Origin of the sequence: Streptomyces sp. NPDC088725 (assembly GCF_044751305.1) — a bacterium.
Taxonomy (GTDB): Bacteria; Actinomycetota; Actinomycetes; order Streptomycetales; family Streptomycetaceae; genus Streptomyces.
Genome location: NZ_JBIVLO010000007.1, coordinates 396,017 through 416,935 on the forward strand (window position 1 = coordinate 396,017; position 20,919 = coordinate 416,935).

The 20,919-nt window shown below is 70.6% G+C and carries 18 protein-coding genes and 1 tRNA gene; 13 read left to right on the plus strand and 6 right to left on the minus strand.

What is annotated here, in order from left to right:
- Positions 1 to 11: 11 nt before the first annotated feature.
- Positions 12 to 1,379: an FAD-binding oxidoreductase gene (locus ACIP6N_RS20495; protein WP_401817329.1), complete on the minus strand. Its 1,368-nt coding sequence runs from the start codon at positions 1,377 to 1,379 to the stop codon at positions 12 to 14.
- A 98-nt stretch (positions 1,380 to 1,477) separates the two neighbouring features.
- Here ACIP6N_RS20495 and ACIP6N_RS20500 point away from each other — a divergent pair, with 98 nt between their 5' ends.
- The 7 genes from ACIP6N_RS20500 (at position 1,478) to ACIP6N_RS20530 (ending at position 8,936) form a co-directional block, all read left to right on the plus strand.
- Entirely contained in the window at positions 1,478 to 2,875 is a 1,398-nt protein-coding gene (locus tag ACIP6N_RS20500) for a hypothetical protein (RefSeq protein ID WP_401817330.1), read from the plus strand.
- A 366-nt stretch (positions 2,876 to 3,241) separates the two neighbouring features.
- Positions 3,242 to 4,792 carry an ATP-binding protein gene (locus ACIP6N_RS20505; protein ID WP_401817331.1) on the plus strand — a complete coding sequence of 517 codons (1,551 nt, stop codon included), beginning with the start codon at positions 3,242 to 3,244 and terminating at the stop codon, positions 4,790 to 4,792.
- Between the two features lie 78 nt (positions 4,793 to 4,870).
- Complete coding sequence (locus ACIP6N_RS20510) at positions 4,871 to 5,281, plus strand: roadblock/LC7 domain-containing protein (protein WP_401817333.1); 411 nt, start codon at positions 4,871 to 4,873, stop codon at positions 5,279 to 5,281.
- Complete coding sequence (locus ACIP6N_RS20515) at positions 5,278 to 5,655, plus strand: DUF742 domain-containing protein (protein WP_401817334.1); 378 nt, start codon at positions 5,278 to 5,280, stop codon at positions 5,653 to 5,655. The genes ACIP6N_RS20510 and ACIP6N_RS20515 overlap by 4 nt, the downstream gene beginning before the upstream one ends.
- Positions 5,633 to 6,241, plus strand: coding sequence for a GTP-binding protein (locus tag ACIP6N_RS20520; RefSeq protein WP_401817335.1), 609 nt, complete (start codon positions 5,633 to 5,635; stop codon positions 6,239 to 6,241). The genes ACIP6N_RS20515 and ACIP6N_RS20520 overlap by 23 nt, the downstream gene beginning before the upstream one ends.
- Complete coding sequence (locus ACIP6N_RS20525) at positions 6,238 to 7,539, plus strand: cytochrome P450 (protein WP_401817336.1); 1,302 nt, start codon at positions 6,238 to 6,240, stop codon at positions 7,537 to 7,539. Before ACIP6N_RS20520 ends, ACIP6N_RS20525 begins: the two co-directional genes overlap by 4 nt.
- A 143-nt stretch (positions 7,540 to 7,682) precedes the next feature.
- Positions 7,683 to 8,936 carry a cytochrome P450 gene (locus tag ACIP6N_RS20530; RefSeq protein ID WP_401817338.1) on the plus strand — a complete coding sequence of 418 codons (1,254 nt, stop codon included), beginning with the start codon at positions 7,683 to 7,685 and terminating at the stop codon, positions 8,934 to 8,936.
- A gap of 121 nt (positions 8,937 to 9,057) precedes the next feature.
- Here the strand turns inward: ACIP6N_RS20530 and hppD are convergent, their stop codons facing one another.
- Positions 9,058 to 10,215: a 4-hydroxyphenylpyruvate dioxygenase gene (gene hppD / locus ACIP6N_RS20535; RefSeq protein WP_401817340.1), complete on the minus strand. Its 1,158-nt coding sequence runs from the start codon at positions 10,213 to 10,215 to the stop codon at positions 9,058 to 9,060.
- A gap of 161 nt (positions 10,216 to 10,376) precedes the next feature.
- Between hppD and ACIP6N_RS20540 the strand changes: the two genes are divergently transcribed.
- The 5 genes from ACIP6N_RS20540 to ACIP6N_RS20560 are packed head-to-tail and all read left to right on the plus strand — an operon-like array spanning position 10,377 to position 14,610.
- Complete coding sequence (locus tag ACIP6N_RS20540; protein WP_401817408.1) at positions 10,377 to 10,856, plus strand: Lrp/AsnC family transcriptional regulator; 480 nt, start codon at positions 10,377 to 10,379, stop codon at positions 10,854 to 10,856.
- A gap of 26 nt (positions 10,857 to 10,882) precedes the next feature.
- Positions 10,883 to 11,530 carry an ABC transporter permease gene (locus tag ACIP6N_RS20545; RefSeq protein ID WP_401817342.1) on the plus strand — a complete coding sequence of 216 codons (648 nt, stop codon included), beginning with the start codon at positions 10,883 to 10,885 and terminating at the stop codon, positions 11,528 to 11,530.
- Between the two features lie 7 nt (positions 11,531 to 11,537).
- Positions 11,538 to 12,818 carry a betaine/proline/choline family ABC transporter ATP-binding protein gene (locus ACIP6N_RS20550; RefSeq protein ID WP_401817410.1) on the plus strand — a complete coding sequence of 427 codons (1,281 nt, stop codon included), beginning with the start codon at positions 11,538 to 11,540 and terminating at the stop codon, positions 12,816 to 12,818.
- On the plus strand, positions 12,815 to 13,627 hold the full coding sequence (locus ACIP6N_RS20555) for an ABC transporter permease (protein ID WP_401817343.1): 813 nt from the start codon (positions 12,815 to 12,817) through the stop codon (positions 13,625 to 13,627). The genes ACIP6N_RS20550 and ACIP6N_RS20555 overlap by 4 nt, the downstream gene beginning before the upstream one ends.
- A 41-nt stretch (positions 13,628 to 13,668) precedes the next feature.
- Positions 13,669 to 14,610, plus strand: coding sequence for a glycine betaine ABC transporter substrate-binding protein (locus ACIP6N_RS20560; RefSeq protein WP_401817411.1), 942 nt, complete (start codon positions 13,669 to 13,671; stop codon positions 14,608 to 14,610).
- A 525-nt stretch (positions 14,611 to 15,135) separates the two neighbouring features.
- Here ACIP6N_RS20560 and ACIP6N_RS20565 read toward each other — a convergent pair.
- The 4 genes from ACIP6N_RS20565 to ACIP6N_RS20580 all read right to left on the minus strand — a co-directional run bounded on the left by ACIP6N_RS20565 (position 15,136) and on the right by ACIP6N_RS20580 (position 20,558).
- Complete coding sequence (locus ACIP6N_RS20565) at positions 15,136 to 15,924, minus strand: S16 family serine protease (protein WP_401817344.1); 789 nt, start codon at positions 15,922 to 15,924, stop codon at positions 15,136 to 15,138.
- Between the two features lie 67 nt (positions 15,925 to 15,991).
- Positions 15,992 to 16,633, minus strand: a complete 642-nt coding sequence (locus tag ACIP6N_RS20570) for an IclR family transcriptional regulator (protein ID WP_401817345.1) — start codon at positions 16,631 to 16,633, stop codon at positions 15,992 to 15,994.
- Positions 16,634 to 16,952: 319 nt separating this feature from the next.
- Entirely contained in the window at positions 16,953 to 18,731 is a 1,779-nt protein-coding gene (locus ACIP6N_RS20575; RefSeq protein WP_401817347.1) for a DEAD/DEAH box helicase, read from the minus strand.
- A gap of 285 nt (positions 18,732 to 19,016) precedes the next feature.
- Positions 19,017 to 20,558: an MFS transporter gene (locus ACIP6N_RS20580; RefSeq protein ID WP_401817349.1), complete on the minus strand. Its 1,542-nt coding sequence runs from the start codon at positions 20,556 to 20,558 to the stop codon at positions 19,017 to 19,019.
- Between the two features lie 225 nt (positions 20,559 to 20,783).
- Here ACIP6N_RS20580 and ACIP6N_RS20585 point away from each other — a divergent pair.
- Positions 20,784 to 20,858: transfer RNA gene (locus tag ACIP6N_RS20585), tRNA-Cys, on the plus strand.
- Positions 20,859 to 20,919 lie beyond the last annotated feature (61 nt).

Consider the following 20,919-nt stretch of genomic DNA (forward strand, 5'->3'; position numbering starts at 1 on the left):
GGACCGCGTGCTCAGAAAAGCTTGCCCGGGTTCAACAGGCCCAGCGGGTCGAAGGTCTGCTTGATGCCCCGCTGCAACTCCACTCCCACCGGCCCGAGTTCGCGGGACAGCCATTCCTTCTTCAGTACGCCCACGCCGTGTTCGCCGGTGATGGTGCCGCCCAGTTCCAGGCCGAGGGCCATGATCTCGTCGAAGGACTCACGGGCGCGCCGCGATTCGTCCGGGTCCGACGCGTCGAAGCAGACCGTGGGGTGGGTGTTGCCGTCGCCCGCGTGCGCGCAGACGCCGATCGTCAGGTCGTGCTTCTCGGCGATGGTCTCGACGCCGACGAGCATGTCGCCGAGGCGCGAGCGCGGCACGCACACGTCGTCGATCATCGTCGTGCCCTTCACCGCTTCCAGCGCGGCGATCGCCAACCGCCGTGCCTGGAGCAGCATTTCGGACTCGGCGGCGTCGTCGGCCGGGACCACTTCGGTGGCGCCCGCAGCCGTGCACAGCTCTCCCACGGCGGCCAGGTCGGCGGCCGGGTCGGCGGTGTCGAAGGCTGCGAGCAGCAGCGCTTCCGTGGTCTCCGGCAGGCCCATGTTCGCCATCGCGTTGACGGCGCGGACGGTCGTGCGGTCCATCAGTTCCAGCAGGGACGGCGTGTGGCCGGCCTCCATGATCGTGCAGACGGCGTCGCAGGCGGCGGCCGCCGAGCCGAACTCGGCGGCCAGGACGAGTTGCGCGGGCGGCGCCGGCTTCAGTGCCAGTACGGCCTTGACGACGATGCCGAGGCTGCCTTCCGAACCGACGAAGAGCCGGGTGAGGTCGTACCCGGCGACTCCCTTGGCGGTACGGCGTCCTGTGGTGAGGAGGCGGCCGTCGGCGAGGACGACGTCCAGGCCGAGAACGTACTCCGCCGTGACGCCGTACTTCACGCAGCACAGGCCGCCGGAGGCGGTGCCGATGTTGCCGCCGATGGTGCACGTCTCCCAGCTGGAGGGGTCCGGCGGGTAGTACAGGCCCTGCTCCTCGACCGCGCGGGACAGGACCGCGTTGATCACGCCGGGCTCGACCACGGCGATCCGGTCGACCGGATTGATCTCCAGGATCCGGTCCATCTTGATCAGCGACAGGACGATGCAGCCGTCCGAGGCGTTCGCGGCGCCCGACAGACCCGTACGCGCGCCCTGCGGGACGACCGGGACCTGGAGCGCGGTCGCGGTGCGCATCACGTGCTGCACCTGCTCGACCGTGCGGGGCAGGACGACCACCGCCGGGCTGCCCGCCTCGCAGAAGCTCGCCATGTCGTGGGCGTACGACGCCGTCACATCCGGGTCGGTGATGAGGGCTTCGGCGGGCAGCGCTGCCCTGAGCTGTTCGAGAAGATCGTCCATGGTGTCAAGACTCGCATTCGGGGCCATCGGTGTGAACCCGTATGGGATCCACGACACACCAACGGATGTGTTCTTCATATAGACGCACAGTATTCAGCATGAACGCCATGAAGCCGGAGCAAGTCACGCAGGTCAGACGCGCGGCACTCGCAGCCGCGGTGGGCGCGGTGCTGGTGGCGGGCGTTCTCGTGTTCGTGCCCGACAAGGAGCCGAGCCGGAGCGCGCCTGCCCCGGAGGCCCGCGCGATGGCCGCCGTCGGCGCGGGGGCGCCCGCGTCGCTGCCGGATCTGGCCGCGCTCATCCGCGACCGGGAGGCGTGGGTGCGCCGGCACCCGAAGGACGCGCAGGCGTGGGCGGTGCTCGGTTCGGCGTACGTGGACCGTGGTGTGCGGCAGGCGGACTGGGCGTCGTACCCGAAGGCCGAGCAGGCGCTGCGGCGTTCACTGGGTTTGTTGCCCGCGAACCGGGACGGTGACAAAGGCCGCGGTGAGAAGGGCCGGAGCGGTCAGGCGGCGCTGGTCGGGATGGCCGCGCTCGCCAACGCCCGGCACGACTTCGCCGCCGCCAGGAATTGGGGCGAGCGGGCACGCGCCCAGCAGGCGTCGGGCTGGACGGCGTACCCGGTGCTGATCGACGCGTACACCGGCCTCGGGGAGTACGCGGCGGCCGGCAAGGCCCTCGACGCGTACCGGAAGCTGCGCTCGGACGCGTCGGCGCTGACGCGGTCCGCCGGGGTGTACAGCGACCGCGGGTGGCGCGAGGACGCGGCGGCGAAGGCCGACGAGGCGGCGGAGCGCGCCGGCTCGCCCGCCGAGAAGGCGGCCGCGCTGGCCGAACTGGGCGCGCTGGCCTGGGATCGCGGTGAGCCGAAGGAAGCCCTCGGCCACTACGACGCGGCACTCCTCGCCGCGCCGGACCACCACCCGGCGCTGGCGGGCCGGGCGAGAGCGCTGGCCGCGCTGGGCAGGAAGGACGAGGCGTACGGGGCCTACCAGGCCGCGATGGAACGGCAGCCGCTTCCCGAATACTCCCTGGAAATGGGCGAGTTGTACGAGTCGCAGGGTCTCGACGGTGACGCCCGCACCCAGTACGCGCTGCTCGGGCAGAAGGCCGCCACAGCCCAAGGGCAGGGCGTCGACGAGGAGTTGGTGCTCGGCCGGTTCGAGACCGACCACGGCAATCCGCAGGCGGCCGTCGCGCGGCTGAGAGCGGAGTGGGGGCGGGGGCGCAGGAGCGTGGACGTAGCGGACGCGCTGGGCTGGGCGCTGCACCGCGCGGGTGCCGCGAATGAGGCGCTGCGGTACGCGAAGAGGGCGACGGATCAGGGACGGAGAAGCGCGCTGTTCTCGTACCACCGGGGCGAGATCGAGCGGGCGTTGGGGATGAACGGCCCCGCGCGCCGCCATGTCGAGGAGGCACTCCGCACCAACCCGCGCTTCTCGCCGCTGCTGGAGCCCCGGGCGCGGGAGGCGCTGGAAGCGCTGGGACAACCCTGACGCTTCGACGTTTCCTCGAAGCTCCCTCGGAGATCTCCCGGAGATGCCCGAACGGGTGAGTGGCCCGAGGGGGGCGTTTCATGGCCGAGAAGTATCGTCGTGGCGCGATGCGAAGATATGATCTTCCAACAGCGTCCGCCAAAAAGGCAGTTCAGACCATGAACGCGCGGTGTGGCCGTAGCCGGCCAGGCGGAGCACAAGGCCCCGGCCACCCCAGGTCAGGGTCGGACCACCCCTGCCCTCTCGGCTCCCCCAGGCAATGGCCGAGCGGTCCAGCCGTACGACGCCCCTCGGCCCACGCGAAGGTTTTTCATGGCCCGTTCTTCCGCACCCGGTTCTCAGCCCCGCACGGCGCGGCTTCTCTGGGTGACAGCACTGGTCTGCGCGTTCGTCGCTCTGGCGGCGTCCGTGGTCCCGATCGCGCTCCTCGACGGGGCCTTCGCCATCGGTTACGGCGTCTTCGCCCTGCTGCTGCTCGTCCTGCTCGAACGACTGCGCAGGTACTACGGCGCCGCCGTTTCAGAAACGTTTCTGCTCCGCGCCGACCTGCGGAAGCGCGAATCGGAAGCCGCCCGCCGCGACGCCGTCTGGCACACCCGGGTCAGGGACCGGTCCCAAGCCGTGCGCGCGGAGATCGAGTTCACGATCAACAAGCGGCTGCCCGCCGCGCTCGGCCGTACGGAGGTGCCCGCGCCGCTGCACGACAGTGAGCAGCTGGGCGACGGCGTGACCGAGTGGTTCGAACGGCTGCTGAAGGAGGTCGCCGAGGCCATCGGCAACCGTGAGGAGTCCCAGCGCCTCTCGCTCGTCGAACTGGCGAACCGGGTCCAGACGTCCGCGCACCGCATCCAGGCCTCCGTGACGGACCTGGCCAACAGCTATCCGATGGACGCCGATCTGCTGGAGGCCACCATGCAGGTGGACCACGCGGCGACCCAGCAGGCCAGGCACGCGCAGAGCCTGAAGGTCCTGTGCGGTGAGTGGCCGGGGCAGCAGTGGCAGAAGCCGCTGGCGCTGGTCGACGTCGTACGCGCCGCGTCCGGGCGGATCGTGTCGTTCAAGCGCGTCGAGGTCAGCGGCGAGCCGGACGTCGGGGTCATCTCGTCGGTGGTGGAACCGCTGATCCACCTGATCGCCGAACTGCTCGCCAACGCGACGGAGTACTCGCCGCCGAAGACGACCGTGCCGGTGACCGTCCGTACGGTGCAGCGCGGCGCGGTCATCGAGGTGGACGACGGCGGCCTCGGGCTTGACGAGTACCGGCTCGCCGAGGCGCGCGAGATCGTCTCGGGCCGCCGGCTGCTCGGCGTCGGCGAGGTCGGGGAGATCCCGCAGACCGGTTTCGCGGTCGTGGGCCGGTTCGCCGACCGGCACGGGTTCGGCGTCGACCTGGGGCCCTCACCGTACGGTGGCGTCCGCGCGGTCGTCCTGGTGCCCGTCGAGGTGCTGGAGACGCTGGCCCCGGCGGGCACACATGGTGGCATCTCCCTGCCGGCGCTTCCGGCGGCTCCGCCCACCAGGACACCGGCTGCCACAGCCGCCGACGCGCCCGATGTCACGCACGCCACGACACCCGCTGTCACACCCGCCGACGGGCCCGCGAAGCCGTCCGGACCGACGAAGCCGTCCGGGCCCGCGTCCGGTGAGACCCGCGGAAACGCTCCGGCCGAACCGGCGCCCCCGGCCGCCGCGCCCGAATCGCCCGCGGCCAAGTCCGGCGCGGACGGACCGGCCGGCGACGCCCCGCGCACCGGCCGCAGCCTTCCCCAGCGCCGCTCGCGGCGCGCCGAATACACGCCCCCGGTCGAGGCGGCCCCCGCTGCCGTGACTCCCCCGGGCACGCCGGAGGAAGCAGGTGACTGGATGGAGCAGTTCTTCGAAGGTGGCCGGTCCCTGCCGCCGTCGGACACGCCTTAGCGCCACGACCGGCTCTCCCCGAGGGCCGCGACGGCTCTGCCCCACCACCCCCCATTTCACAGAAAGACAGATGTGAGCATGAGTTACGTGGAGAACCCGGAGCAGCGCGGCTGGATGATAGCCGAGGTCACAGCGGTACCGGGCGTACGGCAGGCGATCGTCTTCAGCGCGGACGGACTGCTGCTCGCCAGCTCCGAGGGCATGGACCGGGACTCCGCCGACCGGCTGTCGGCGAACTGTTCGGGCCTTCAGTCCCTCGGCCGCAGCCTCGGCAAGGAGTTCGGCGAGGACGGCGGCACCGTGCACCAGCAGATGGTCGAGTTCAACGGCGGCTTCCTGTTCATGCGCAGCGCGGGCGGCGCCCACCTGGCGGTCATCACGGGCCCGGTGGTCGACCCGAAGCTGGTCGCCCGGCAGATGCAGTCGCAGGTGCTGAAAATCGGTGCGGCCAACCTGAGCAGCCCGCCCCGGCAGGATTCCGCTTCGTGAGTGAGCCGGGAGGCGGGCCGGGCCGCGGATACGCGGACAGCGCCTTACGTCCGTACGTGATCACCAAAGGACGCTCCCGGCCGACCCGTAACACCATCGGCGTCGAGACCCTTCTCGTGGCGGCCGACCCTTCGCCCGCGCTGCCCGTCTCCGCGACCAGGGAGGAGGTGGCCCTGGTGCGGATGTGCGAGCGGCTGCTGTCCCTTGTGGAGGCGGCCGCCCATCTCCAACTCCCCGTGAGCGTGGTGAAGGTGCTGGCTTCCGATCTGGTCGACAGCGGCCATCTCTCCGCGCGCACGGGTGTCCCGCAGGCCACCGCGCCCGACTCGCAATTGCTTCAGGAGGTACTGGATGGTCTCCGTCGGCTCCGCTGACCGCTACTTGCCCGACAGTGTCCAGCAGGCCGTCAAGATCCTCGTCGTGGGCGCCTTCGGTGTCGGCAAGACGACGCTGGTCGGTTCCGTCAGCGAGATCGAACCGCTGCGTACCGAGGAGGTGATGACCAAGGCCAGTGTCGGCGTGGACGACCTGGCCGGGATGGACACGAAGACGACCACCACGGTCGCCATGGACTTCGGCCGGGTCACCCTCAACTCCCGCCTGGTCCTGTACCTGTTCGGCACACCGGGGCAGCGGCGGTTCTGGGACCTGTGGGAGGGGCTGGCCGAGGGCGCGCTCGGGGTGCTGGTCATCGTCGACACCCGCAGGCTGGCGGACAGTTTCGACGTCCTGGAGCAACTGGAGCTTCGGGGGCTGCCGTTCGCGGTCGCCATCAACCGGTTCCCGGACAGCGAGGCGTACAGCGCGGACGAACTGCGGCGCGCCCTCGACCTGTTGCCCGAGACGCCGGTCGTGGAATGCGACGCGCGGGAGTCCACTCCCTCGGTGGACGCTCTCATCGCCCTGGTCGAGTACGTGTCGGGCCTCGACCCCGCCCGTATTCCGCAGGCGGCCTCATGAGTTCCGCCACGCCTCCGCCGGAGTGCCCGGCCCACGCGTCCCCGGGCGTGCGTACGGGTACCGGTCTGCTGCCGCTGTCCTCGGCGGTGGGTTCCGCCGATCCGCGCGCGGCCTACCGCAAGCTCCGTGAGGAATGGGGCAATGTCGCGAAGGTGGAGCTGGAGCCGGGCGTGCCCGCCTGGCTCGTCATGGGCTACCGCGAACTGCTGACCATCACGCGGCAGGAGCAGCTCTTCTCCCGCGACGGGCGCAAGTGGCGGCACATGTACGACGGTGTCGTCTCGCCCGACTCGGGGCTGCTGCCGATGATGGGCTGGCGCGCCAGTGTCATCGGCAGTGACGGAGCCGAACACCGGCGCCTGCGGGCGCCGTTGGACGACGGCGTCGCGAAGATGGACCAGCGCAAGGTACGCCGTCAGGTCGAGGCACTGTGCACGGATCTGATCGCGCGGTTCTCCGAGCGCGGCCGGGCCGACCTGGTCACGGAGTATGCCACGATCGTGCCGATGCTGTCCCTGGCCTCGCTGTTCGGCCTGGACAGCACCGAGGGCGAGGAGTTGCTGAACGCGCTGATCGCGCTGTTCGGCAGCGCCGACGACTCGCAGGCGGGCAACAGGCAGTTCGAGGAGATCCTGCTCGACACCGTGCGCGAGCGGCAGAAGAACCCGGCCGACGACATGACGACGGTCTTCATCAACCACCCGAATCTGCGCAACGAGGCCGAACGCCTCCAGTCGATCGTGGTGATGATCTCCGCGGGCAACGAGACGGTCACCGCCTGGATCGCGCACACCCTGCGTCTGATGCTCACCGACCCGCGTTTCGCCGCCCAGTTGCACGGCGGCAGGCTCGGAGTGGACGACGCCCTCGACCTGGCGCTGTGGCGCGAGCCGCCGATGAACAACATGCCCGCCAGGTACGCCCTGCGGGACACCGAACTCGGCGGCCAGTTCATCCGGGCCGGCGACTGCCTGATACTCGGACACGCCGCCGCCAACGACGACCCGGCGATCCGGACCGACGACGGCCAGGAGGAGTGGGGCAACCGCGCGCATCTCGCCTTCTCGGCGGGACCGCACGTATGCCCGGCGCAGGTTCCCGCACGGCTCATCACCCGTACCGCGGTGAACACCGCCCTGCACCTGCTGCCCGGCATGAAGCTCAGCATCCCCCTGGAGGAGGTGGCGTGGCGGCCCTCTCCGTGGACGCGGGTCCCCGTCTCGCTACCCGCCGAGTTCTCGGCGTCCCGGATCCCGGCCGGGAAACCGGCCAGGAAGCCGGCCGGTTCCGGCCGGTGACCCACCCGGTCCATGGCAGTGAGGAGGTCAGCACGGCCGGTCCCGTACGGGCCTTCTCACGGGCGGCAGCGCAGACGGCGGTACCCCCGCCGCACGGCTCTTCCCAGATATCCGCACACCCCAGCCCGACTCTGGAGAAGCACATGACCTCGCACCCGGCGCCCTCCTCGGAGGCGCGCGTCCCCGTCATCGCTCTTGACCCGCACGGCACGGACCACCACGGCGAGGCGGCCCGGCTCCGCGAACTCGGCCCGGTGGTACGGGTCCGGCTCCCCGGAAACGTGATGGCGTGGTCGGTGACCAGCCATGCCCTGCTGAACGACATGATCGCCGACCCCCGGTTCAGCAAGGACTGGCGCAACTGGAACGCGATCCTGCGCGGGGACATCTCCGACGGATGGCCGCTGATCGGCATGGTGAAGGTGACCAACATGGTCACCTCGGACGGCCAGGAGCACCGCAGGCTGCGCAAGCTGGTCACCCAGACGTTCACCCCGCGCCGGGTGCAGGAACTGCGCCCGCGTATCGAGCAGATCGTCAGCGACCTGCTCGACGCGCTGCCGTCGCACGCGGACGCCGACGGCAGCGTCGACCTCCGGCTGCACTTCGCCCACCCCGTACCCATGCAGGTCATCTGTGAGTTGTTCGGTGTCCCCGAGCACGAGCGGCCCCGGCTGCGGGAGTTGATGGACAACATCTTCCGCTCGGACCTGGGGCCGGAAGAGGTCACCGCCAGCCAGATCGAGCAGTACGAGCTGCTGGCGCGCGTGGTGGAGAACTGCCGGAAGCACCCCGGCGACGACCTGACCAGCGCGCTGATCGCCGCCCGTGACGCGGACCCGGACTCCCTCAGCGAGGAGGAGCTGGTCGGCACGCTGCTGCTGATGCTCTCCGCCGGGCAGGAGACCACGCTCAGCCTCATCACCAACGCGATCCGCGCCCTGCTCACCCACCCCGGCCAGCGCGCTCTGGCCGAGCAGGGGGACGAGACCGTCTGGGCGAACGTGGTCGAGGAGACCCTGCGCTGGGACGCGCCGATCGGCAACTTCCCGTTCCGCTACCCGTTGGAGGACGTCGAGATCGCGGGCGTCCAGATCCCCATGGGCGAGGCGATCATGGCCCCGTACAGCGCGGTGGGCCGGGACGCCGCGCAGCACGGCGAGGACGCCGACCGCTTCGACATCACCCGCGAGCAGCGCAAGCACCTGGCCTTCAGCCACGGTCCGCACTTCTGCCTGGGCGCGCCGCTGGCGCGGATGGAGGCGGCCCTGGCGATACCGGCGGTGTTCGAGAGGTATCCGGGGCTGTCGCTGGCGGTGGACCCGCAGGCCCTGATCCCGGTGCCGTCGCTGTTCTCGAACAGCTCGTCCACGCTGCCCGTACGGCTGGGGAACTGACGGCGGGTCTCCCGCGCGTCCGCCGCGAACGCGGCGCGGCCCCCACGGGTCAGTTTCCGTGGGGGCCGTCCGGCTGCCGTTCGCGAGCGGAAGCAGCGCGTCGGGAACTGCCGCCTGGGCGTCAGAGATTGCCGCGCTTCTCCTGCTCGCGCTCGATCGCCTCGAAGAGCGCCTTGAAGTTGCCCTTGCCGAAGCCCATCGAACCGTGTCGCTCGATCATTTCAAAGAAAACGGTCGGGCGGTCCTGGACGGGCTTGGTGAAGATCTGCAGCAGGTAGCCGTCCTCGTCCCGGTCCACGAGGATCTTCAGCTCGCGCAGGGTGTCGACGGGCACCCGGGTCTCGCCCGCCCACTCGCCCAGCGTCTCGTAGTACGAGTCCGGAGTGTCCAGGAACTGGACGCCCGCCGCCCGCATCGCCCGTACGGAACCGACGATGTCGTTCGTGGCGAGCGCGATGTGCTGGACGCCGGCTCCGCCGTAGAACTCCAGGTACTCGTCGATCTGCGACTTCTTCTTGGCGACCGCGGGTTCGTTGATCGGGAACTTCACCTTGAGGTGGCCGTCGGCCACGACCTTCGACATGAGCGCGGAGTACTCGGTGGCGATGTCGTCGCCCACGAACTCCTTCATGTTGGTGAAGCCCATGACCTTGTTGTAGAAGCCGACCCACTCGTTCATCCGGCCGAGTTCGACGTTGCCGACGCAGTGGTCGATCGCCTGGAACGTGCGCTTGGCGGCGGGCTCCACGATCGGCTCGGCCGCGGCGAAGCCCGGCAGGTACGGGCCGTCGTATCCGGAGCGCTCGACGAGCGTGTGGCGGGTCTTGCCGTAGGTGGCGATCGCGGCGCGTACGACCGTGCCGTGCTCGTCCTTGGTCTCGTACGGCTCCTGGAGGCCGCGGGCGCCCTGCTCGGTGGCGTACGCGTACGCGGCGCGTACGTCGGGCACCTCGATGGCCAGGTCCACCACACCGTCACCGTGCTCGGCGACATGGCTCGTGAGGAAGTGGCCCCACTCGGAGGACGGCTTGATGACGGACGTGAAGACGAAGCGTGCCGAGCCGTTGGTGAGGACGTAACTCGCGGTCTCGCGGCTGCCGTTCTCCGGTCCGGAGTAGGCGACCAGCTTCATGCCGAAGGCCGTGGAGTAGTAATGCGCGGCCTGCTTGGCATTGCCGACGGCGAAGACGACTGCGTCCATGCCCTTGACCGGGAAGGGATCGGCCTCGCGCGCGGTGTCGGGGGCGGCGGTAACGGTGTCCATCGAGGTGTCTGCCATGGGCTCAGGCTGACGTGGTTCCACAAGGTGCGCAATACTTTGCGTTTTTGCTGGGCAATCTGTACAGCGGATCAGCAGAATGGCGGTGCTATCTGCACAGCTTGACTAGGCCGCGTGGGTGCATGACGGCGGCATATGAGGCGAAGGGCGGGCGGGAAGCCATGGCGATCGACGGACTGGACGGCAAACTCATCGTGTTGCTGGCGCGGGAGCCGCGTATCGGGGTGCTGGAGGCCTCCCGCCGGCTCGGCGTGGCGCGCGGGACCGTACAGGCGCGGCTGGACCGGCTTCAATCGAATGGAGTCATCCGGGGCTTCGGCCCGACCGTCGATCCCGCCGCCCTCGGCTATCCGGTCACGGCGTTCGCCACGCTGGAGATCAAGCAGGGGCAAGGCGCCGACGTGCGGGCGCATTTGGACACCGTTCCCGAGGTCCTGGAGCTGCACACCACGACCGGCCAGGGAGACATGCTCTGCCGCCTTGTCGCCCGCTCCAACGCCGACCTTCAGCGGGTGATCGACCTGGTTGTCGGATTTGATGGCATTGTGCGGGCCTCCACGGCGATCGTCATGGAGAACCCCGTACCGCTGCGGATCATCCCGCTGGTCGAGCAGGCCTCGCAGGACACGGACCACGACTGACCGGAGAACCGACCGAGGGAGCAGGCGTGAGCTTCTGGGAATTCGTGGCCACCAGCCGGCGTCAGCTCCTCACCGACGCCGTTCAGCACGTCAGCGCCGTCTTCCAGTGCGTACTGATCGCCACCGCCGTCGGCGTGCTCATCGGTGTCCTCTCGTACCGCACCCCCTGGGCGGGGAATCTCGCGATCCTCTCCACGTCCTCCCTGCTGACCATCCCCTCGCTGGCCGCCATCGGCCTGCTGATCCCGGTGGTCGGGCTCGGCGTGGAGCCCACGGTCATCGTGCTGACGCTGTACGGGCTGCTGCCCATCGTCCGCAACGCGATCATCGGGCTGCGCGGTGTCGATCCGGCCCTGGTGGACGCGGCGAAGGGCATCGGGATGTCCAGGGCCGCGCGGATGCTGCGGGTGGAACTGCCGCTCGCGTGGCCACCGATCCTCGCCGGGATCAGGGTCTCCACCCAGATGCTGATGGGGATCGCCGCGATCGCCGCGTACGCGTCGGGCCCCGGCCTCGGGAACGAGATCTTCCGCGGGATCGCCTCACTGGGCAGCGCCAACGCCATCAATCAGGTGCTCGCGGGCACCGTCGGCATCGTCGTGCTCGCTCTGCTCTTCGACGCGGCCTACATCCTGCTCGGCCGGCTGACCATCGCGAGGGGGATCCGTGCTTGATTCACCGCTGGACACGACCGGCAGCCGGGCGTCCGGTGTCTCCGGGACCTCTCGGACCTCCGGGACCTCGGGGGCCGGGATCCGGCTGGAGGCGCTGACGAAGCACTATCCGGGCACAGCGCAGCCGGTCGTGGACAACGTCGACATGGAGATCAGGCCCGGCGAGACGGTGATCCTCGTCGGCCCTTCCGGCTGCGGGAAGTCGACCACGCTCAAGATGATCAACCGGCTGATCGAGCCGACCTCGGGCCGGATCAGGATCGCCGACGAGGACGTCACGGACATCGACCCGGTGAAACTGCGCCGCACCATCGGCTACGCGATCCAGTCGTCCGGTCTTTTCCCTCATATGACGGTGGGAGAGAACATCGCGCTGGTCCCCAGGATGGCCGGCTGGCCGAAGTCCCGGGTGAAGGACCGCGTCGAGGAGATGCTCGATCTCGTCGGGCTCGACCCGCGGGAGTTCCACGGCCGCTATCCGCGCCGCCTCTCGGGCGGCCAGCAGCAACGGGTGGGCGTGGCGCGGGCGCTGGCGGCGGACCCGCCCGTCCTGCTGATGGACGAGCCGTTCGGCGCGGTCGACCCGATCACCCGCGACCACCTTCAGGACGAACTGATCAGGCTCCAGCACGAGTTGCACAAGACGATCGTGTTCGTCACGCACGACTTCGACGAGGCGATCAAGCTCGGCGACCGGATCGCGGTCCTGCGCGACCGCTCGCACATCGCGCAGTTCGACACGCCGGAGGCGATCCTCACCAATCCGGCGGACGACTTCGTCTCGGGGTTCGTGGGCGCGGGCGCGGCGCTGAAGCGGCTCAACCTCACGCGCGTACGGGAGGTCGAGATCGCGGAGTTCCCGACCGTGACCGTCGAGGACCCGCTCCAGTCGGTGTTCGACAAGCTGCGCGGCGGCTCGCACAACGAACTGCTGATGCTGGACCGCGCGAACCGCCCGTACAAATGGCTGCGGCGCGGCGACCTGATGCGCGCCAAGGGCTCGCTGGCACGGGCGGGACAGCTGGTGCAGGACACCGTGACCAGGGACGCCACACTGCGGGACGCGCTGGAGGCCGTACTGACCGACAACGGCGGGCGGGTGGCGGTGACCGGACGGCGCGGGGAGTTCATCGGGGTCGTGGACATGGCCACGCTGATGAACTCGGTGCACGAGATGCTGGAGGCCGACCGGCTCATCGCCTTCGAGCACCAGCGTGACCAGCAGGTGCAGCAGGAACAGCGCGAGCGGCGCGAGCTGAAGAAGCTGGAGGGGGGCGCGGGCGTATGAACTCCGTCGTGCCCGTCTTCCAGGACGAGGAGGAGCAGCGCACCGCCGCGCCACCGCGGGCCGGGACCGAGCGCCGGATCGGCTGGCAGAAGCTGGTGACGCTGCCCGCCGTGGTGGCCGTCATGCTCATCGCGACGGCGCTGTGGATCAGCAGCATCCCGCTGGACTCGATCGCCGCGAACTCCCTGTCGGGCGGCAATGTGCAACTGCGGCTGTGGCAGCACATCCAGCTCACCGCGGTCTCCACCTTCTGGGTGCTCGTCATCGCCCTCCCGCTGGGTACGGCGCTGACCCGGCGCGGGCTGAGCAGGGCCTCGCCGCTGGTGACCGCGCTGGCCAACATCGGGCAGGCCACACCGGCGATCGGACTGCTGGCGCTGCTGGTGGTCCGGCTGGGCATCGGCCCGGGTACGGCCGTCCTCGGCATGGTGATCTACGCCGTGCTGCCGGTGCTCTCCAACACGGTGGCCGGTCTGCGAGCCATCGATCCGGATCTGGTGGAGGCGTCGCGCGGCATCGGCATGTCGGCGATGGGGACGCTGCGCAGGGTCGAACTGCCGCTGGCCGTACCGCTGATCCTCGCGGGCGTACGGACGGCTCTCGTGCTCAACGTCGGTACCGCGACGCTGGCGACCTTCGGCGGGGGCGGCGGCCTGGGCGATCTGATCACGTCGGGCATCCAGACCCAGCGCATGCCGGTGCTGATTCTCGGGTCCGTGCTCACCGTGGCGCTGGCTCTGATGGTCGACTGGCTGGCGTCGCTGGTCGAAGTCGTCCTGACGCCGCGCGGGTTGGAGGAGGAGGGGTGAGGCGCTACGCGAGGACCGCGCTCCTCGGGGCTTCGGCTCTCCTGCTTGCCGGGGCGAGTCTGACCGGCTGCGGTCTGAAAAGCGGCTCGCCGATGGTGGACCACGTGGTCCCGGGCCGGCTGGGCTCCGGCCGGGCGCTCAAGGGCGCCTCGCTGACGGTCACGTCGAAGAGCTTCAGCGAGAACATCGTCCTCGGCGAACTGCTCGGCCTGATCCTCAAGGCGGCGGGCGCGGACGTCCTCGACCGGACGAACCTGCCCGGCTCGATCAGCGCGCGCGAGGCGATCATGAAGGGGGACGCGGATGTGATGTACGAGTACACCGGCACGGCCTGGATCACCTATCTGGGGCATACGAAGCCGGTGCCGCACTCGCAGAAGCAGTGGCAGGCGGTACGGGACGCGGACGTCGAGAACGGTGTGACCTGGCTGCCGAAGTCGACGCTGAACAACACCTATTCGCTCGCGATCAACCGGATCAACAACAAGAAGTACGGGCTGCGGACGGTCTCGGACGTGGCGGCCCTGGCGCGGAAGAACCCGTCGGCGGTGACGATCTGCGTGGAGAACGAGTTCGCCTCACGGGACGACGGGCTGCCCGGCCTGGAGAAGGCGTACGGGATGCGGCTGCCTGCCGGGAACATCAAGAAGATGGACGCCGGGATCATCTACACCCAGGTGGCGAAGGGCGGCGGCTGCCTGCTGGGCGAGGTGTACACGACGGACGGCAGGATCACGTCGATGCGCCTGGACGTCATGGAGGACGACAGGCGCTTCTTCCCGGTCTACGACGCCGCGCCGGAGCTGCACACCGCGACGTACGAGAAGTACCCGGTGATCGCGAAGCTCCTCGACCCTCTCTCGAAGCGGCTGACCACCGCGCGGGCGCGGGAGCTGAACGCGAAGGTGGATGTGGAGGGGCGGGATCCGCACGAGGTGGCGAAGGAGTGGCTGGTGCGGGAGGGGTTCATCGAGCGGGGGTAGGGCGCCGTGACCCGAAGACTGCGTGACGATGCCGCTCGGCGGGCTCGCAGCGGGCTTCCTGGCCGACCGGGCGGGCCTCGGCCACGCGGCGCCGGCTTTCGGCGGCGTCTACCTGCTGGCGACTCCGGCTTTCCGGCATCGACCCGCCGGCGACGCTGAGCAGGCTGGTTTTTCCGGTCCGGCGGGACATGGAGCGGGCGCCGGTACCGACGCAGGCACCGGTGCGGGCCAGCACCGGTGCGGGCCGGGTCGGGGTCCGGGCCGGGGCCGGGGTCCGGGCCGGGGCCGGGGTCCGGGCCGGGGTCGGGGCCGGGGCCGGGGTCGGGGTCGGGGTCGGGGTCGGGGTCGGGCAAGGAGACCGGCCTTGCTCCGGCGCGCGAACACGACGCACGCAAGCGCAACGGGCGCAAGCACGACGGACGCAAGCGCACCGGTCAGGCGCGAGAGCACCGGTCAGGGGCAAGCACGCAGGTCAGGCGAACGCCGGCCGCGAGATCAGCGACCGTGGGAGCGGCGAGCCGGACGTCAGCAGCTCGGGACCGCGCCGCCCTTCGCCAGCGACCGGAGTGCCGACACCGCGCCCTTGAGGGTGGAGACGGGAATCAGCCGCATCCCCTTCGGCAGCTCGGCCTTGGCGTCGGCGCACTCGTCCTTCGGTACGACGAAGACCGTCGCCCCGTCGCGGCCGGCGGCCTGGGTCTTCAGGGCCACCCCGCCGACGGCGCCGACCTTGCCACCGGCCGTGATCGTCCCCGTACCGGCGATGGTGCGGCCGCCGGTCAGGTCGCCGCCCGAGCCGTCACCGTCGAGTTTGTCCACGATGCCGAGGGCGAAGAGCAGCCCGGCGCTCGGTCCTCCGACATCGGCGAGATGGAGGCTGATGTCGACCGACTTCGGGTCCCTGTGCAGATAACCGAGAGCCGCCTGGATCGCCTCGTTCTGCGACTTCAGCATGTCGTCGGTGTTGTGCTTCGCGATCTCCTTGTCGGACTTGTCCGTCGGATAGACCGCCTCGCGCGGCAGCACGGCCTGGTCCGTACGGAACCACCCGTCGATCACCTCGCCGAAGTCCACGTCGTCGGAGGGCCCGGTCGCCATGATCGTCGTCATCCGCAGCTGCCCCTCGGTCTTCCTGGTGGGCGCCTTCTTGATGGTGATGACCGGCTGCCCCTGGTCGGAGCCGAGGACATCGGCGGTCAGTCCTGGCTGCGCGATGGTGTACGGCAGCGGCGCGGCACCGACCACGACGAGCAGCACGACGATCGGCAGGGCGCAGAAGGAGAGGCCGAGAGGGCGCGAGAGACGAGAGAACACGGAGCCAATCTATCGGCCGTGCCGGGGTGGGCCGGACGGGCGCTCCGCCCCGGCGGCCGGGGCCGGGTCAGCGCAGTGCGTCCGACACTTCGCGGGCCGCGTCCACGACGCGCGGGCCGACCCGTTCCGGTACGGCGTCCGCGAGCATCACCACTCCCACACTGCCCTCTATCCCCGTCACACCGACCAGCGCGGCGGCCGCGCCGCTGGCACCGGCCTCCAGCTCTCCATGGGTGAGGGTGCAGCGCGGCTCGGTGAAGGCGCCGGTGCGGGCGGCCAGGATCGCCTTGCCCGCGGCGCCCCGGTCGAGCGGATGGCGGAAGCCGGCCCGGTAGGCGACGTGGTAGTCGGTCCAGGTCGGCTCGACCACCGCGACCGCCAGCGCTTCCGTGCCGTCGACCAGCGTCAGATGCGCCGTGGCGCCTATGTCCTCGGCGAGCGCCCGCAGCGCGGGCAGCGCCGCCTCCCGTACGAGCGGGTGCACCTGGCGGCCCAGGCGCAGCACCCCGAGGCCGACCCGGGCGCGGCCGCCCAGATCACGGCGGACCAGGGCGTGCTGTTCGAGGGTGGCGAGGAGGCGGTAGACGACGGTCCGGTTGACTCCGAGTCTGCTGGACAGCTCGGTGACGGTCAGGCCGTGGTCGGTGTCGGCGAGCAGTCGGAGGACGCGCAGTCCCCTGTCGAGCGTCTGGGAGGTCTCCGCGGTCACGACGCCCTCTCCTTCGGAGTGTGAGGACGGCTCTCCCCCGTTGGTCGTGCGCGGTACCGGTCCGCCGACGCCGCGTGGAGAGTCCGCCGGCTGGCCCTGGCACCGGCTGCGCTACGCGGCGGCGGTGCCACGTCGCGTGTTCTATTTCCGGGGACAGTAGCGAGCGGCACCGCTGAGCGGAAGACCTGGTCCAGAATCCGGTACCAGAAAGGGAGTTGTCACTGGTTCGGCAGCGAACACCCGGTGCCCCGGGCGGACGTACGCGGCCGCCCGCCACCCGGACACGCGTGACGTGAACGGCGAAGAAGCCCCGGTCACGTCACCGCATCCGGGTGGCCCACTCCTGGACCTTCTTGATCCGTTCCCTGAGCTGCCCCGCCGTCGCCTCCGCGCTCGGCGGCCCGCCGCACACCCGGCGCAGCTCCGTGTGGAGCACACCGTGCGGCTTGCCGCTCTGGTGGACGTACGCGCCGACCATCGTGTTGAGCTGCTTGCGCAGTTCGAGCAGTTCCTTGTGGGAGACGACCGGTCGCCGGTCGGCCGGCATCTCCAGGAGGTCCGCCTCCTCGTCCGGTTTCTTGCGGCTGTGCGCGATCTGCCGGGCCTGCCGCTTCTGGAGCAGCATCTGCACCTGGTCGGGTTCGAGGAGCCCCGGGATGCCCAGGTAGTCCTGCTCCTCCTCGCTGCCCGGGTGCGCCTGCATGCCGAACTCGGCGCCGTCGTAGAGGACGCGGTCGAAGACGGCGTTGGATTCCAGGGCCTCGAAGGGGAGCATGTCCTCCTCGGTGTCCTCGTCCAGTTCCCGTTCGGCCTCCGCCATCTCCTTTTCGGACTCGGTGTACGGGTCGTCGTCGGCCTTCTTCGGCTTGTCGAGTACGTGGTCGCGCTCGACCTCCATCTCGTTCGCGAAGCCGAGGAGGTTCGGGATGGTGGGCAGGAAGACGGACGCGGTCTCGCCGCGCCGGCGTGAACGTACGAAACGTCCGACGGCCTGCGCGAAGAACAGCGGTGTGGAGATCGTCGTCGCGTACACGCCGACGGCCAGGCGCGGTACGTCGACACCTTCCGACACCATGCGGACCGCGACCATCCAGCGGTCCTGGCTCGCGCTGAACTCGTCGATGCGCTTCGACGCGGTGGCCTCGTCGGAGAGGACGACGGTCGCCTTCGTGCCGGTGATCTCGCGGATGAGCTTGGCGTACGCGCGCGCCGAGTCCTGGTCGGTCGCGATGACCAGGCCACCCGCGTCCGGGATGCCCTTGCGCACTTCGGTGAGCCGCTGGTCGGCGGCGCGCAGCACGTTGGGCATCCAGTCGCCGCGCGGGTCGAGCGCGGTGCGCCAGGCCTGCGAGACGGCGTCCTTGGTCATGGGCTCGCCGAGTCTGGCCTCCAGCTCGTCCCCGGCCTTGGTGCGCCAGCGCATGTTGCCGCTGTAGCTGAGGAAGATGACGGGCCGCACGACGCCGTCGCCGAGCGCGTTGCCGTATCCGTAGGTGTAGTCGGCGGAGGAGCGGCGGATGCCGTCGTTGCCCTCCTCGTACGCCACGAACGGGATCGGGTTGGTGTCGGACCTGAAGGGCGTGCCGGTGAGCGCGAGCCGGCGGGTGGCCGGTTCGAACGCCTCCAGGCAGGCTTCGCCCCAGGACTTGGAGTCACCGGCGTGGTGGATCTCGTCGAGGATGACGAGCGTCTTGCGCTGCTCGCACTTGTTGCGGTGGAGCATGGGCCGCACGCCGACACCCGCGTAGGTGATGGCGACGCCGTCGTACTCCTTGCTGAGCGGGCCCGCGCTGTAGTCGGGGTCCAGCTTGATCCCGATCCGCGCGGCCGCGTCCGACCACTGCTTCTTCAGGTGCTCGGTGGGCGCGACGACGGTGATCTGCTGGACGACATGGTGGTGCAGCAGCCAGGACGCGAGCGTCAGGGCGAAGGTCGTCTTGCCTGCGCCCGGGGTCGCCACGGCCAGGAAGTCGCGGGGCTGCTCCTGGAGATACCGCTCCAGGGCCTGTTCCTGCCAGGCGCGCAGCTTGTTGGCGGTACCCCAGGGGGCCCGGCCGGGGAAGGCGGGTGACAGGTGGTGGGAGGCGGAAGTAGTCACGGTCTCCGGTTCGGACGAGGGGTGACGCGGGTGGCGACGCGCGGGTTCACGCGGGCGGCTGCGCCTGGGTTACGTACGACAACCGGGCCACCCTACCGGGGGCGCGGCGGGTTCCTCGTACGAACCGGCTCGCGGTGGCGCGGGTGCGGCAGGGGTCACATGCGGCGCGGGTCCCGGGCTCGTGAGGCGCGAACGCGGCTCCACCGCGCGGGACATTTCATCCCGAATCGGCGCGTATCGCGCGCCCGTTCAGGTACAGAACCGCCCTCATCCCCGGCCACCGCGTCAGGCCGGCTTCCCGCCCGGCCCCCACACCCGCGTCGTCACCCACGCGCCGGCCAGCGCCACCACCGACATCGGCAGGAACACCGCCGCGAAGGCCGCCGGGTGCGAGCCCGTGACGGCCGAGGCGTCGGCCGCCGCGTGACCCACGCCGCCGCCACCGAGCGCCGCGAAGGCCGCGCCGCCCGCCGCGAGCAGCAGTACGTTCGACAGACCGTCGGAGATCTGGAGCGCGGCGGAGTTCAGGCCCGCCTCCTCCGGGGCCGAGAGCTTCAGCAGCATCACGCTCGTCGAGGCGAGCACCAGGCCCATGCCGAGACAGCCGAAGGCCCACGCGACCGCGACGATCCACACCGGGACGGACTGGATCAGCACGCTCGGCGCGGTCGCGACGGCCAGCGCGACCAGCACCATCCCGCCGGTCAGCAGCTGCTGGCGGTACGGCTCGGCGCGCGGCCTCGACTGGACGTACGAACCGAGCGCCCAGGTCGCGCCGCCGACCGCCAGCGAGAGGCCCGCCATCGTCGGCGACAGACCGCGCTCGGTGACCAGCATCAGCGGTACGAAGCTCTCGGCCGCGACGAAGGACCCGGCGGAGATCCCGCGCAGCAGCACCACGGACGGCAGCCCGCGCGCCGCACGCCAGGTCCCCGCGGGGAGCAGCCCGAGGACGGCGGGCACGAGGAGAGCGACCCCGGCCGCCGCCGGAAGCAGCGACAGCCAGCGCAGGTCCTGACCGGCGTACTGGAGCAGCCCCGCGCCCGCCGAGATCGCGAACGCGAGCCGGATCCTGCGCCGGTCGAACGCCGCAGGGGGCGCGGTCGGGTCGGCAGGCCCCGCCGCCATGCGCCGGATCGCGGGCAGGGCGAGCGCGAGCGGCGCGACGATGAGGACCGGGATCCCGACGAACACCCAGCGCCACCCCAGATGTTCGGTGACGGCCCCGGACGCGAGCGGTCCGACGACGGACGGCACGACCCAGCTCGCGGCGAACGCGGCCATGATCGCGGGCCGCAGCCGCTCCGGATAGGCGCGGCTGACCACGACGTACAACGCCACGATCACGAGCCCGCCGCCGAGGCCCTGGACGGCCCGGCCGAGGATGAACATCCACATGGACCCGGCGGTCCCGGCGACCAGGAGCCCGACCGCGAAGGCGCTGATCCCGGCGGCGAGCGGCGCGAGCGGCCCGGACCTGTCGGCCCACTGCCCGGAGAGCACCATGGCGAAGAGGCTGGTGGTGAAGTACGCGGAGAAGGCAAACGCGTACAGCGAGATCCCGTGCAGTTCCCGCGCGGCGACCGGCATGGCCGTACCGACGGCGGTCGCCTCGAAGGCGATCAGCAGGACGACGGAGACGATGCCGATGCTGAGAGCGCGGTGGACGGGCCCGAGGATGCCGCCCTGGACGGTGTCGGCCTCGACGGCGCCGGTCTCGACGGGCGACGGGGAGGTCGCGGATATGCCGGCCACGGCGGGCAGCGGTGAGACGGCGGACATATCCGCGGGAGCGACATCGGCGTCGCCGGGTTCCAGGACGGTCATAGCCCCAGGGTAAGGGGCATAGCACCCCATGAGCCCTGTCGCACGGACGAAGCGCCCTGGTCCCTTGGCCCTACGCCCGGCGCACCTCGGCTCCCCACTGAGGCCAGCCGCTCCGTCCGCCGTCCGCCGGACCGTGAACGGCGTGTGGCAGTCGCGTTGCGGCCCCCGAGGCACCCTTGAGCGGGCCGGGACGGGCCCGTACGGTCAAGAGCGTCACCAAGCAACGGCCGTGTGCCCGAGTGGCTTAGGGGCTCGCCTGCAAAGCGAGTTACGTGGGTTCGATTCCCGCCACGGCCTCCACTTCCCGGGAGCCCTCTCACATCACGTGAGGGGGCTTCTCAGGTTTTCGCCCGGGACACGG

What these genes read in the sequence shown, in the direction of transcription:
- ACIP6N_RS20580 (WP_401817349.1), bottom strand. Translation starts at nt 20,558, where the DNA reads ATGACCGTCCTGGAACCCGGCGACGCCGATGTCGCTCCCGCGGATATG.
- ACIP6N_RS20510 (WP_401817333.1), top strand. Translation starts at nt 4,871, where the DNA reads ATGAGTTACGTGGAGAACCCGGAGCAGCGCGGCTGGATGATAGCCGAG.
- ACIP6N_RS20555 (WP_401817343.1), top strand. Translation starts at nt 12,815, where the DNA reads ATGAACTCCGTCGTGCCCGTCTTCCAGGACGAGGAGGAGCAGCGCACC.
- ACIP6N_RS20500 (WP_401817330.1), top strand. Translation starts at nt 1,478, where the DNA reads ATGAACGCCATGAAGCCGGAGCAAGTCACGCAGGTCAGACGCGCGGCA.
- ACIP6N_RS20540 (WP_401817408.1), top strand. Translation starts at nt 10,377, where the DNA reads ATGGCGATCGACGGACTGGACGGCAAACTCATCGTGTTGCTGGCGCGG.
- ACIP6N_RS20520 (WP_401817335.1), top strand. Translation starts at nt 5,633, where the DNA reads ATGGTCTCCGTCGGCTCCGCTGACCGCTACTTGCCCGACAGTGTCCAG.
- ACIP6N_RS20495 (WP_401817329.1), bottom strand. Translation starts at nt 1,379, where the DNA reads ATGGACGATCTTCTCGAACAGCTCAGGGCAGCGCTGCCCGCCGAAGCC.
- ACIP6N_RS20530 (WP_401817338.1), top strand. Translation starts at nt 7,683, where the DNA reads ATGACCTCGCACCCGGCGCCCTCCTCGGAGGCGCGCGTCCCCGTCATC.
- ACIP6N_RS20525 (WP_401817336.1), top strand. Translation starts at nt 6,238, where the DNA reads ATGAGTTCCGCCACGCCTCCGCCGGAGTGCCCGGCCCACGCGTCCCCG.
- hppD (WP_401817340.1), bottom strand. Translation starts at nt 10,215, where the DNA reads ATGGCAGACACCTCGATGGACACCGTTACCGCCGCCCCCGACACCGCG.